This window comes from Microbacterium lacusdiani, from assembly GCF_054779895.1.
Genome location: NZ_BAAGXJ010000010.1, coordinates 45,311 through 57,647, shown reverse-complemented (window position 1 = coordinate 57,647; position 12,337 = coordinate 45,311). Strand labels below are relative to the sequence as shown.

Sequence of the window (12,337 nt, the reverse complement as noted above, 5' to 3'; positions counted from 1 at the left end):
GCGCTCCATCCTATTGGCCCGCATACCGCCGCGTCCGGGGCCGCGCCGTGACGCATAGGCTCGGATCGTGATGGAATTCCGCGCCGCCTCCCCCGCCGATCCGGATGCCCACGAGCTGATCGTCGAGTACTTCGCGGAGCGCGCGGCCGGCTTCCCCGGCGAGTACCGCCCGACGTTCCCCGCCGCCGACGCGTTCACGCCGCCGGACGGCGTCCTGCTCCTCGTCGAGCACGACGAGCGCGGCCTGATCGGGTGCGGCGCGATCCGCCGCATCGCCGACGGCCCGCACGGCGCGCGCTTCGAGATCAAGCACGTCTTCATGCGCCCGGCCGCGCGCGGCCTGGGCGCCGGTCGCCTGCTGCTCGAGGAGCTCGAGCGCCGCGCCCGCGCCTGGGACGCGCGGGAGCTCGTGCTCGACACCCATCACACGCTGGAGGCCGCCGCCGCGCTCTACGCCCGCACCGGCTTCACCGCGATCGACCCTTACAACGACAACCCCAACGCCACGCGCTGGTACGGCAAGCCGCTGGCGTGACGCCACGTCGCCAGTTCAGGGGATCCCGGCTGCTCAGGGCCGGATCCGTCCGATGCGCCCTGAGAACGTGGGGTCCCGGTGCGAAGCAGGGAGACAGTCGGTGTGAGCCATGACGACACGGCCCGCACGCGCGGGCTCTACGCTGCGGTCGCCGACGCCTACGCCGCGGCGCTGCCCGACACGCGCGCGGAGTCGGACGCGGACCTCGCGCTGATCGGCCGCTTCGTGGCGTCGTTGCCGCCGGGTGACGCGCCGGTCCTCGACGCGGGCTGCGGGACGGGCCGGATGCTCGGCTACCTCGCTGGGCGCGGCGTCTCAACGCTCACCGGTGTCGACCTGTCGCCTGAGATGCTCGCGCACGCCAAGCTGTCGCATCCGGATGTCCCGCTCGCCGTCGCGGATCTGCGCGCTTTGCCGGTCGCCGATGGCGCGGTGCGCGGCATCCTGTGCTGGTACGCCGTCATCCACACGCCGGACGCCGGGATCCCGGCGATCGCCGCGGAGTTCGCCCGTGTGACGGCGCCCGGCGGGGCGGTGCTGCTCGCGTTCCAGGCCGGCACGGGCGAGCGGACATCGCCCGGCGCGTACGGCCAGGACGTGACCCTGCACGCCGTCCTGCACGAACCCGCGCGGGTGGCCGAGGTGTTCGAGCACGCCGGGTTCGACATCGTCGAGACCGTCAGGCGCGCGCCGAGCGGCCACGAGCGGCATCCGCAGGGCTTCGTGCTCGCGCGTCGCCGGTGACGCGCCCGGTCGTCGGATGGGCCACCCAGTCGTCGGATCGCATGGTCCGTTCGTCGGGTTAGTGGGGCGGATGTGCACGCCTGAGGCTCACGAGGCGACACCAGCCCCGCGGATCCGACGAGCGGCCCGGCGGTCCGACGACTCGCGCCGGATCAGAACGGGAAGGGCTCGGGGAGGCCCGTGCGGAGCTCGACCGGGAGGTGCGCCTGGTCGTTGTGCGTGAGGAGGGTCCAGGGGCGGCCCTGGCGCTGGCCGATGACCGTGAGGCCGCAGTTGGCCTGGTTGAGGGTCATCCAGCGCCACTCGGGCGCCTCGAGGACCTCGCGCACGAACCACGAGATCACGAAGTTGTGGGTGATGAGCAGCTCGTGGACGTCGCCCTGCTTGCGCACCAGGAACTCCCCGACCGCGTCGGCCATCTGCGCCTTGCCCGCCTCGAGCTGCGCCTCGGTCACGCCGCCGAAGAACGGCTCGAACACGGCCGGCGTCTCCTCGGTCATGCCGCTGGGCACGCAGTCGAACAGGAGCGCGTGGGGCTGCGGCTCGACGGCGGGCATGCGCTCCGCGATGATCCGGGCCGTGTCGGTCGCGCGGACGAGCGGCGAGTGCCACACGGCGTCGAACGGGATGCCCGAGAGCCGGTCCGCGATCAGCTCGGCCTGGCGCCGGCCGCGGGGCGACAGCGGGCCGTCCTCCATGCCGTGCTCGGCATCCTGCTGCTCGCCATGCCGGACGAGGTAGATGTAGTGCGCCACCGCGGCCTCACCCCGTCCTTCGTCCTGCTCGCGTATCCGTCGTCTGTCGTTGATCGGACCGCGCGGGATGACGCGGGGCGTCGAAGCGGGGTCCTCCCCCACACTACGTGACGCGTCCGACGCGCGCCGAGGACGGTCACGGAAGCGTCACACAGCGGGACGCCCGGTCTACTCGGCGGCCTTCGTCAGGTCGGAGAGGTGGCCGCGGGTGAGGCGCACGCCGACGCCCTGCACGAGCTCGTCGATGTGCGTCGGCGAGTATGCGTTCACGATGGGCGCGACCACGCCGCGCTGGGCCAGCAGCCAGGCCATCGCGATCGCTGCATGCGGCACCCCGAGCTCGGCCGAGATCGCGTCGAGCGCCTTCAGCACGCGCGTGCCCCGGCGGTTCAGGGACTCGGCCAGCTGGTGCCCGCGGGCCAGGGTCGTGATGTCGCGGCGGCTGCGGTGCCGGCCGGAAAGGAACCCGTGCTCGAGCGCGTGGGACGGCGTCACGGCCAGGCCCTGCGCTCCGGCCACGAGCCGGATGTCGCCCTCGAACTCGCGGCGCCTCATGAGGTTGTAGGGCACGTCGAGCGCCTCGAGGCGCGGGTAGCCCGCGGACGCCAGGATGCGCGCCTCCACGAGGTGCTCGGCCGTGAACGCGTACGCGCCGACGTGCCGCACCTTGCCGGCCTCGATCAGCCACTCGGCGGTCGCCAGCGTGTCCTCGATGGACCGCACCCGCTCGGCCGACGCGTCGAGGTACAGCACGTCGATCCGGTCGGTGCCGAGACGCGTCAGCGACGCCTCCACGGCGCGCACCAGGTTGACCGACCCCAGTCCGGGGTTGTCGGGGTGGTCGCCGACGCGCACGGCCAGCACGATGTCGTCGCGCACGCGGCGCGTGGCCATCCAGCGCCCGATGATGTGCTCGCTGCGTCCGGCCGCGTAGCAGTCGGCGGTGTGCACCGCGTTGCCGCCCGCCGCGACGAAGTGGTCGAGGAGCGCGTGCGCGCGCTCCTGGTCGGTGGTCCAGCCGAACTCGGCGCCGCCGAGCATGAGCGGGAAGACCTCGAGGCCCGTATCGCCGAGCGTCTCGCGGAGGAAGGAGCCCAGCGCGGGGCCCTGCACCGGGATCGGCGCCGAGGGGTGCTCGGAGGCGACTCCCGGGCGCTCGAGGGCGGCCGCGAGCGGCGTCTGCGGAGTCGACCCGTCACCGGATCGGGCCCTGCCGGCCTGTGCCTCGTCCATGCCCCCACCCCCTCACGGGCGACCGGGGAGGTGCGCCCGTGTCACGCCAGCGATCGGCGTGTGCTTCGAGCGTATTCCAGGCCCCGGACGCCCGCGCTCGCCGCGCCGATAACGCTTTCGTCACGCGCTTGTGGGATCGCGCCAGGTGGACGTCCCCCACGCGGAACGCCCCGCCCATCCGGAGGATGAGCGGGGCGTTCGCGGACTCGGACGGATCAGGCCTCGGCGGGAGCCTCGGTCTGCTCGGCCTGCGCCTCGTTCTCGTCGATGACGGGCTCGAGGGCCATCTTGCCGCGGTCGTCGATCTCGGCGATGCGCACGAGGATCTTCTGACCCACGGACACGACGTCCTCGATGTTCTCGACGCGCTTGCCGCCGTTCAGCTTGCGGATCTGCGTCACGTGCATGCGACCGTCCTTGCCGGGCAGCAGCGAGATGAACGCGCCCGACGGGATGATCTTCACGACCGTGCCGAGGAACTGCTCGCCGACCTCCGGGTTGGTGGGGTTGGCGATCGCGTTCACCTGGGCACGGGCCGCCTCGGCCGAGGGGCCGTCGGTCGCGCCGATGTAGACGGTGCCGTCCTCCTCGATCGAGATCTGCGCGCCGGTCTCGTCCTGGATCGCGTTGATCGTCTTGCCCTTGGGGCCGATCAGCTCGCCGATCTTGTCGACGGGGATCTGCACGCTGATCACGCGCGGAGCCGTCGGCGCCATCTCGTCCGGGGCGTCGATCGCGGCGTCGAGCACCTCGAGGATGCGCAGACGCGCGTCCTTCGCCTGCGTCAGCGCGCCGGCCAGCACCTCCGAGGGGATGCCGTCGAGCTTGGTGTCGAGCTGGATCGCCGTGACGAACTCGCGCGTGCCCGCGACCTTGAAGTCCATGTCGCCCAGGGCGTCCTCGGCGCCGAGGATGTCGGTCAGCGCGGCGTAGCGCGTCTGGCCGTCGACCTCGTCCGAGACCAGGCCCATGGCGATGCCGGCGACCGAGGCGCGCAGCGGCACACCGGCGTTCAGCAGCGACAGCGTCGAGGCGCAGACCGAGCCCATCGACGTCGAGCCGTTCGAGCCCAGCGCCTCCGAGACCTGGCGGATCGCGTAGGGGAACTCCTCGCGGCTCGGCAGCACCGGCACGAGCGCGCGCTCGGCCAGGAAGCCGTGCCCGATCTCGCGACGCTTCGGGCTGCCCACGCGGCCGGTCTCACCGGTCGAGTAGGGCGGGAAGTTGTAGTGGTGCATGTACCGCTTGCTCGTCGTGGGCGACAGCGAGTCGATCTGCTGCTCCATCTTGAGCATGTTCAGCGTGGTGACGCCCAGGATCTGGGTCTCGCCGCGCTGGAAGATCGCCGAGCCGTGGACGCGCGGGATGACCTGCACCTCGGCGTCGAGCGGGCGGATGTCGGCCAGACCGCGGCCGTCGATGCGGACGCCCTCGGTCAGGATGCGGCCGCGCACGATCTTCTTGGTGACCGACTTGTAGGCGGCGGCGAACTCGAGCGGGGCCGCGGCGGGCAGCTCGCCGGCCTCGACCTTCTCGATCAGCTCGGCCTTGACGCGGTCCTTGACCTCGTCGTCGGCGGCCTGACGCGTCTGCTTGTCGGCGATCTGGTAGACCTTCGCCAGCTCGTCGTAGGCGCGCTCGTTCACGAACGCGAACGTCTCCTCGCTGTAGGCGGGGAAGACCGGGAACTCCAGCGGCTCCTTCGACGACTTCGCGGCCATCTCCGCCTGGGCGGCGACGAGCTGCTTGATGAAGGGCTTCGAGGCCTCGAGGCCCTGGGCCACGATCTCCTCGCTCGGCTTCGTGGCGCCCGACTTGATCAGGTTCCAGCTGTGCTCCGTGGCCTCCGCCTCGACCATCATGATCGCGACGTCCTCGGAGCCGTCCTCCTTCGTGACGACGCGTCCCGCGACCACGAGGTCGAAGACGGCCGACTCGAGCAGCTCGGCGTTCGGGAACGCGACCCACTGGTCGGCGTTCTCGCCCTGGCCGGGGATGAGCGCCAGGCGCACACCCGCGATGGGGCCCGAGAACGGCAGACCCGAGATCTGGGTCGACGCCGACGCGGCGTTGATCGCGAGCGCGTCGTAGAACTCGCCGGGCGCGATCGAGAGGACCGTGACGACGATCTGGATCTCGTTGCGCAGGCCGTCGACGAACGACGGGCGCAGCGGCCGGTCGATCAGACGGCAGACCAGGATGGCCTCCGTCGAGGGGCGACCCTCGCGGCGGAAGAACGAGCCCGGGATCTTGCCGGCGGCGTACGAGCGCTCCTCGACGTCGACGGTCAGCGGGAAGAAGTCGAAGCCCTCGCGCGGGTGCTTGCTCGCGCTCGTGGCCGAGAGGAGCATCGTCTCCTCGTCGAGGTATGCGGCGACGGCGCCCTGCGCCTGCTGCGCGAGACGACCGGTCTCGAAGCGGATCGTACGGGTGCCGAAGCGGCCGTTGTCGAGAACGGCCTCGGCGGCGGTGATTTCAGGACCTTCCAAGAGGTCTGTCTCCTTCAGTCTGTGCGCGGCAGAGCGCCGCGCAGCTACGTCAGGAGCAGGGAACAGGCAGATATGGGCTCAAGGCGCATCGTTCACGCTCGCCTGCGCTGGCCACCAGGAGAAATCCACCAGAGACGGATCCGGGATCCGGGCCTGGGAGACCACTTCAGGGGACCAGCTTCCTGCCAGCCTGCTCCTACTTCACGTATGGAATTGTTCGGCTCCCGCTCGGAGAGCCTTTCCCACCCTACCAGCGGAAACCCGATCCGGTCAGGCCCTGTCGCCCGGCGGCGCGGCGCGCCTATCGTGGGTGCCATGAGCGACTTCCGCGATCCGCTGCCCGATGAGGAGCGCCCCGTCATCCCCGACGACGAGCGCATCGTCGACCTGGACGACGAGACGGAGCTCGAGCTGCCGCCGCCCACGCTCGACCCCGACGAGAGCGTCGAGGACGAGCCGGATCCGCTCGTCGAGGACGAGCGCGACGAGGCCCGCGGCCTCGGCGGCATCGAGGAGTAGGCGCTCCCCCGCGCGTCAGCCGAGCTTGCTGCGCTTGGGCGCGTTGCGTCCCGGGATGACGATGTAGTCGGCGTGCTTGGAGACCATGCCGTCGCCCGCCGTCCGGCCGCGCATGCGGCGCCACACCCACGGCAGCGCATGCTCCCGCAGCCAGTCGGTCTGCGGCGCCGGCTCCTCGCCGGCGTCGAACCCGTGCAGGGCGTCGTCGAGCCGGCCGAGCGCCTCCGCGTCCGGGATGCCCAGCGCCTCCGCCGCGCGGTAGGCGAGGTACCGGTGCCCGCGCGAGCTGAGGTGCACCTTGTCGTCCGCGTACATCGACCGGTCCCCCAGCGCGGGCAGGGCGGCCGCGTCGAGCAGGTACGAGTCGGTCTCGGCCGCGATGCGGCGCAGCTCGACCGCGTAGAGCGCGAAGCGCCGGGCGAAGATGCGCGCCGGGCGCCGGTCGGGCAGGAACGGCGTCACGAGCAGCACGTCTGCGCCGGTCGCGCGGATGTCGCGCACCACCTTCTCGACGTGCGCCGCGAGGCGCAGCGGATCGGCCCCGTGGCCGACGAGGTCGTTGGCGCCCATGAACACCGAGACCAGGTCGGGCCGCATCGCGAGCGCCTGGGGAGCCTGCTCGTGGACGAGGTCGCGCACGCGGCGGCTGCGCACCGCGAGGTTCGCGTACTGGAACCGGCCGCGGCCCTGGGCGAGCATGGTCGAGAGGCGGTCCGCCCATCCGCGGTACTCGCCGTTCTCCATGCGCGACGTGTCGCACAGGCCCTCGGTCAGCGAGTCGCCCAGGGCGACGTAGCGCTTCCACGCGCGCGCCTGCGGCGGCCGCACGGAGTCGGGCCGGGCGAGGCCGCGCGCGCGGCTGGCATCGTCGATCGGCCGGAGCCGCTGGGCCTCGCGGTAGTAGCCGAGCAGCTGGTCGCCGAGCGACTCCCAGGTGCGCTCGGCGACGCTCTCACGCGCGGCCTCGCCGAAGGAGCGGCGCTTGGCGTCGTCGCCCGTGAGGTCGAGCACCCGCGCGCGCAGGTCGTCGAGGTCGCCGGGCCGGTAGAGCCAGCCGTCGACGCTGGAGCGGACCAGATCGACGGGGCCGCCGCGGCCGGTCGCGACCACCGGCACACCGCTCGCCAGGGCCTCCTGCACGGTCTGACAGAAGGTCTCGCTCTCGCCCGGGTGGACGAAGACGTCGAGGCTCGCGAGCGCGCGGGCCAGCTGGTCGCCGCCCAGGAAGCCCGTGAACACGGCGCCGGGGAGCTGCCGCTCGAGGCGCTCGCGCTCGGGTCCGTCTCCGATGATCACGAGCCGCACGCCCGGCAGGTCGGTCAGCACGCGCAGGTCCTCGACCTGCTTCTCGGCGGCGAGACGGCCGACGTAGCCGACCAGGAGCTCGCCGGGCGCGATGCGGGCGCGCCAGCTCTCGCTGCGGCGGTCGGGGCGGAACCGCTCGGCATCGACGCCGCGCCCCCAGCGGCGCAGGCGGTCGATGCCGAGCGCCGACAGCTGCCCCTCCGAGGCGGACGACGGCGCGAGCGTGAGCGTGGCGCGCTTGTGGAGCCGGGCCACGTGGGCCGAGGCGAGGGGCGCCGCGCCGGGCAGGCCGTAGCGCTCGGCGTAGGCGATCACGTCGGTCTGGTAGACCGCGACGCTGGGCAGGCGCAGCGTGTCGGCGGCGACCTGACCCTTCCAGCCGAGCGCGAACGGGGACGCGAGGTGGACGACGTCCGGGTGGAAGTCGCGCAGCACGCGGGCCAGGCGCGCGGTCGTCGGGTAGGCGACGCGCACGTCCGGATAGGACGGCATGGCCACCGAGGGCAGCAGCTCTGTGCGGCCGTGCGGCGCCCGCTCGGCCGCCTCGCCCGCGTCGGGGGCGACGACGAGGGTCTCGTGACCGCGGGCCTCGAAGTGACGGATCATCTGCAGAACGGAGTGCGTGACCCCGTTCATGTGGGGCAGGAAGGACTCTGCGACCAGCGCGATTCTCACGCTTCCAGGGTGACGCGCGGCGACCGTCGCAGACGGCCGGGGACGCCCGGGTTCCCCGAGCGTTCATCCGGAGTTGCCCATCCTTCACCGGCGCACCCCCGGGCGGTCACCGGATCGGCCCCGCGGGCGATGAGCGGGGCGCGTTCTCCGGTCGTTCACCGGCGTCGGGTACACACGTGTCATGGACGCGATGATCGTCGGGCTCGCGGCGAACCCCTGGGCGCTCGCGGTGCTCGCCGGGGTGGTCTTCGCCGACGCGTTCCTGGTGGTCGTCCCCGGCGAGGTGGCCGTGACGGCCCTCGGCAGCGTCGCGGCGGCGAGCGGGCTGCCGCCGCTGTGGTCGGTGATCCTGATCGGGGCGCTCGCGGCGTTCGCGGGCGATGCGTCGTGCTACACGATCGGCCGGCTCCTGCACCCGCGCATGTGGCGCGTCCTGCAGCACCCGCGGCCGCAGCAGGCGATGGACTGGGCATCGACGCGCCTGCGCACGCACGCCGCCACGGCGGTGTTCACGGCGCGGTTCATCCCGTTCGGCCGGCTCGCGGTCAACCTCTCGGCGGGCGCCGCGGGCGTGCCTGCGGTGCGCTACCTGCCGATCGCCGCCGTGGCCGCCACGGCCTGGGCCGCGTTCCAGGCGCTCGTGGGCGCGGCGATCGCCTCCATCGTGCCCGGCGGCACCGTCGTGGCGGTGCTCATCTCGATCGCCATCGCACTCGCGGTCGGCTGGACGATCGACTTCGCGATCGGGCGCATCCGCCCGGCCGCATGACGAAGGCCCGGACCGCGCGCGGTCCGGGCCTTCGATCGTGCGGGTCACTCCCCCGCGAGGCCTCCCAGCAGGTGGCCGAACGAGCGGCCCTGGCCCAGGTAGGTGTCGGGGTCGAACGGGTCGGCCTCGGTGAGCGAGGGCTTGGCCGCGATGGCCTCGGCGAGCTCGCGCGCGCCGCGCTCGATGCGCGAGCTCAGCGGGGCGACCTCGTCCTCCTTGCCGCCCCAGTCGCTCGAGGCCGCGAACACGCCCGTCGAGACCGGCTCGGCGTGCAGGTAGGCGAACAGCGGGCGGATGGCGTAGTCGATCGCGAGCGAGTGCCGGGCCGTGCCCGCGTTCGCGCCGATCAGCACCGGCTTGCCGCTCAGCGCCTCGCGGTCGAGGATGTCGATGAACGACTTGAACAGCCCCGAGTAGCTCGTCGAGAAGATCGGCGTCACGACGATCAGCGCGTCGGCCGTGGCGACCTGGGTGAGCATCTTCTCGAGCGCGGGCGGAGCGAAGCCGGCCAGCAGGTTGTTGGTGATGTCGTGCGCGTAGTCGCGCAGCTCGAACACCTCGGCCTCGCCCGTGATGCCGCGCTCGTCGAGCTCGGCGACGGTCGCGGCCGCGAGACGGTCGGCGAGCATCCGCGTGGACGACGGCGTGGACAGTCCCGCCGAGACGACGGCGATGCGGCGCGTGTCGGTCATGTCGATCTCCTTGTGGGGTCTCGGGGGGTCAGCGGGTCGCGGCGCTGCCGAAGGCCGAGCCGGCCTTCGGGGCGGCGGCGGGGGTGTCCTGGTAGGGACCGCCGACGGTCAGGTTGTTGCCGCCCGCCGACGTGGGCCGCGCCTCGCGGGGCGCGGCGTCGCCGTAGACGGCCTTGACGCGCGCGGCGTGCGTGGGCGCGTCCGGCACGCTCTCCGGACGGTTCTGCGCGAGCTCCCTGCGCAGCACCGGGACGACCTCGCCGCCGAGCAGGTCGAGCTGCTCGAGCACGGTCTTGAGCGGCAGGCCGGCGTGGTCCATCAGGAACAGCTGGCGCTGGTAGTCGCCGTAGTAGTCCCGCATCGCGGCGTAGCGGTCGATGACCTGCTGCGGCGAGCCGACGGTGAGCGGCGTCATCTCCATGAAGTCCTCCATCGACGGGCCGTGGCCGTAGACCGGGGCGTTGTCGAAGTAGGGACGGAAGGCGTTGACCGCGTCCTGCGAGTTCTTGGCCATGAACGCCTGGCCGCCGAGGCCCACGATCGCCTGCTCGGGCGTGCCGTGTCCGTAGTGCGCGTAGCGCTGGCGGTACAGCGCGATCAGGCGCTGGTAGTGCTCCTTGGGCCAGAAGATGTTGTTCGCGAAGAAGCCGTCTCCGTAGTACGCGGCCTGCTCGGCGATCTCCGGGGTGCGGATGGATCCGTGCCACACGAACGGCGGGACGCCGCCCAGCGGACGGGGGGTCGCCGTGAAGCCCTGCAGCGGCGAGCGGAACTTGCCCTCCCAGTCGACGACGTCCTCGTCCCAGAGGCGGCGCAGCAGCGCGTAGTTCTCGATCGCGAGCGGCAGGCCCTGGCGGATGTCCTGACCGAACCAGGGGTACACCGGGCCGGTGTTGCCGCGGCCCATCACGAGGTCGACGCGGCCGCCCGTGAGGTGCTGCAGCATCGCGTAGTCCTCGGCGATCTTCACCGGGTCGTTCGTGGTGATGAGCGTCGTGGCGGTCGACAGGATGAGGTCCGTCGTCTGCGCGCCGATGTACGCGAGCGTCGTCGTGGGCGACGACGAGAAGAACGGCGGGTTGTGGTGCTCGCCGAGCGCGAAGACGTCGAGACCGACCTCCTCGGCGTGCTTGGCGATCGTGACGATGTCGCGGATGCGCTCCGCCTCGCTGGGCGTGTGGCCCGTGGTCGGGTCGGCGGTGATGTCGCTGACCGAGAAGATGCCGAACTGCATCTGGCTCATCTGTTCATCTCCGATCTGCCCGTCGTTCGGCGGGTGCGTGGGGTGGGTCGCATTTGTATGCGGTTGAATATACCCGCTTCAACACGCGATCGCCAGATCTATTCCCGCATGCCGCGCGCCGCGACGGTAGCGTGATCGGGATGAGCTCGGCACCGAACGCCCCGACGACGGGGGCCGTCCCCCGCCCGCGCCGACGCGTCCCCTACTGGGACAACGCGCGCTTCGCGTGCATCGTGCTCGTGGTGCTGGGCCACGCGGTCCAGCGGCTGACGTACGACTCCGACATCGCGTACGCCCTGTATCTGGTCGTGTACGCGTTCCACATGCCCGCGTTCGCGATCATCTCGGGCTACTTCTCGAAGGCCGACCCGCCCACGCGGCGGCAGATGGCGCGCGTCATCACGGACATCCTGGTGCCGTACATCATCTTCGAGGCGCTGTGGTGGATCACGAAGGGCCTGGTCGAGGGCGACCCCGATCCGAACCTGACGCAGCCGTCGTGGACGCTGTGGTTCCTGCTGGCGCTCGGCATCTTCCGCCTCGTGCTCCCCTACCTGGCGCTCCTGCGCTGGCCGCTGCTGTGGACCGTCCTGATCTCGATCGGCGTCGGCTACCTCCCGAACGTCGACAGCACGTTCTCCCTGTCGCGCATGCTCGGCTTCCTTCCGTTCTTCGCGCTGGGATGGTGGCTGCGCGAGCACGATGTGGTCGACCGGCTGCGCCTGCTCGAGCGAAAGGCGTGGTGGGCGCGGCTGAGCGCGCTCGCGGTGTTCGCGCTCGCCGGGTGGACCGCCTGGGCGGGGCTTCCCGGCTGGGAGGCCATGGACATGCGCAACTGGCTCTTCTACGACCAGGACTACGCGCACTTCCTCGGCGACGCCCCGTGGTGGGCCGGCGGCGTGCGGCTCGCGCTCATGCTGGTGGCGCTCATCCTGTGCGCGGCGTTCTTCGTGCTGGTGCCGCGCGGCGGCTTCTGGTTCACGCGCTTCGGCACGTACACGATGTACATCTATCTGCTGCACTCGTTCGTGCTCTACCCGTTCCGCGAGTCGGGCGCGCTGCGCGATCTCGAGCCGACGTGGCTGTGGCTGCCGCTCGTGTGCATCCTGTCGGTCGCGATCACGCTGCTGCTCGCGTCGCGCCCCGTGAGGTGGCTGTTCCGGCCGCTGATCGAGCCCCGCCCGCGGTGGCTGTTCGCCGACCCCGGCATCACGCCGCAGGCCGGCCGCGGGATCGACCCGACGGGATCGCGCCGGCCCCGCGCTGCGCCTCGGCCCTGACCCGCTCCATATGACGACAGGGCCCTCGCGAGCACCCGCGGCGAGCCCCCGCCGTAACAGTGCCGCCCGCGGGGATCCGTCGGACCCCCGACCGTCGT

Annotated in this window: 11 protein-coding genes; 5 read left to right on the top strand and 6 right to left on the bottom strand. The window is 72.0% G+C overall.

From position 1 onward, the window contains the following. Positions 1-70: 70 nt before the first annotated feature. Together ACYVGN_RS08335 and ACYVGN_RS08330 are read left to right on the top strand one after the other, a co-directional pair. A complete protein-coding gene (locus ACYVGN_RS08335) occupies positions 71-535 on the top strand; it encodes a GNAT family N-acetyltransferase (protein ID WP_134745735.1) in 465 nt (154 codons plus the stop codon). Positions 536-637: 102 nt separating this feature from the next. Further along, positions 638-1,279 (top strand): class I SAM-dependent methyltransferase, encoded by a 642-nt coding sequence (locus tag ACYVGN_RS08330; protein WP_460790069.1) that lies wholly within the window; start codon positions 638-640, stop codon positions 1,277-1,279. Between the two features lie 152 nt (positions 1,280-1,431). Here the strand turns inward: ACYVGN_RS08330 and ACYVGN_RS08325 are convergent, their stop codons facing one another. The 3 genes from ACYVGN_RS08325 to ACYVGN_RS08315 all read right to left on the bottom strand — a co-directional run bounded on the left by ACYVGN_RS08325 (position 1,432) and on the right by ACYVGN_RS08315 (position 5,756). Continuing rightward, the gene (locus tag ACYVGN_RS08325) at positions 1,432-2,034 is read right to left on the bottom strand and encodes a histidine phosphatase family protein (RefSeq protein ID WP_055993265.1); all 603 of its coding nucleotides are present in this window, start codon (positions 2,032-2,034) and stop codon (positions 1,432-1,434) included. Between the two features lie 168 nt (positions 2,035-2,202). Further along, the gene (locus ACYVGN_RS08320) at positions 2,203-3,267 is read right to left on the bottom strand and encodes an aldo/keto reductase (protein ID WP_460790067.1); all 1,065 of its coding nucleotides are present in this window, start codon (positions 3,265-3,267) and stop codon (positions 2,203-2,205) included. A gap of 215 nt (positions 3,268-3,482) precedes the next feature. After that, entirely contained in the window at positions 3,483-5,756 is a 2,274-nt protein-coding gene (locus ACYVGN_RS08315) for a polyribonucleotide nucleotidyltransferase (protein WP_055993263.1), read from the bottom strand. Between the two features lie 315 nt (positions 5,757-6,071). Between ACYVGN_RS08315 and ACYVGN_RS08310 the strand changes: the two genes are divergently transcribed. After that, positions 6,072-6,275, top strand: a complete 204-nt coding sequence (locus ACYVGN_RS08310) for a hypothetical protein (protein ID WP_055993419.1) — start codon at positions 6,072-6,074, stop codon at positions 6,273-6,275. Between the two features lie 15 nt (positions 6,276-6,290). On the opposite strand, the gene ACYVGN_RS08305 is transcribed toward ACYVGN_RS08310, so the two are convergent. After that, complete coding sequence (locus ACYVGN_RS08305) at positions 6,291-8,255, bottom strand: GDSL-type esterase/lipase family protein (RefSeq protein ID WP_460790065.1); 1,965 nt, start codon at positions 8,253-8,255, stop codon at positions 6,291-6,293. A 181-nt stretch (positions 8,256-8,436) separates the two neighbouring features. On the opposite strand from ACYVGN_RS08305, the gene ACYVGN_RS08300 reads away from it, so the two are divergent. After that, a complete protein-coding gene (locus ACYVGN_RS08300) occupies positions 8,437-9,024 on the top strand; it encodes a DedA family protein (protein ID WP_460790063.1) in 588 nt (195 codons plus the stop codon). A gap of 44 nt (positions 9,025-9,068) precedes the next feature. Here ACYVGN_RS08300 and ACYVGN_RS08295 read toward each other — a convergent pair whose 3' ends face one another. Further along, positions 9,069-9,716, bottom strand: coding sequence for an FMN reductase (locus ACYVGN_RS08295; RefSeq protein ID WP_055993257.1), 648 nt, complete (start codon positions 9,714-9,716; stop codon positions 9,069-9,071). 28 nt (positions 9,717-9,744) lie between these two features. After that, a complete protein-coding gene (locus ACYVGN_RS08290; RefSeq protein WP_460790138.1) occupies positions 9,745-10,950 on the bottom strand; it encodes an LLM class flavin-dependent oxidoreductase in 1,206 nt (401 codons plus the stop codon). 149 nt (positions 10,951-11,099) lie between these two features. Between ACYVGN_RS08290 and ACYVGN_RS08285 the strand changes: the two genes are divergently transcribed. Further along, positions 11,100-12,239, top strand: a complete 1,140-nt coding sequence (locus ACYVGN_RS08285; protein WP_460790061.1) for an acyltransferase family protein — start codon at positions 11,100-11,102, stop codon at positions 12,237-12,239. Positions 12,240-12,337 lie beyond the last annotated feature (98 nt).

Bases quoted from the DNA above. Each gene is read 5' to 3' on its own strand.
- ACYVGN_RS08310 (WP_055993419.1), top strand. From the start codon at position 6,072: ATGAGCGACTTCCGCGATCCGCTGCCCGATGAGGAGCGCCCCGTCATC.
- ACYVGN_RS08285 (WP_460790061.1), top strand. From the start codon at position 11,100: ATGAGCTCGGCACCGAACGCCCCGACGACGGGGGCCGTCCCCCGCCCG.
- ACYVGN_RS08295 (WP_055993257.1), bottom strand. From the start codon at position 9,716: ATGACCGACACGCGCCGCATCGCCGTCGTCTCGGCGGGACTGTCCACG.
- ACYVGN_RS08290 (WP_460790138.1), bottom strand. From the start codon at position 10,950: ATGCAGTTCGGCATCTTCTCGGTCAGCGACATCACCGCCGACCCGACC.
- ACYVGN_RS08300 (WP_460790063.1), top strand. From the start codon at position 8,437: ATGGACGCGATGATCGTCGGGCTCGCGGCGAACCCCTGGGCGCTCGCG.
- ACYVGN_RS08320 (WP_460790067.1), bottom strand. From the start codon at position 3,267: ATGGACGAGGCACAGGCCGGCAGGGCCCGATCCGGTGACGGGTCGACT.
- ACYVGN_RS08335 (WP_134745735.1), top strand. From the start codon at position 71: ATGGAATTCCGCGCCGCCTCCCCCGCCGATCCGGATGCCCACGAGCTG.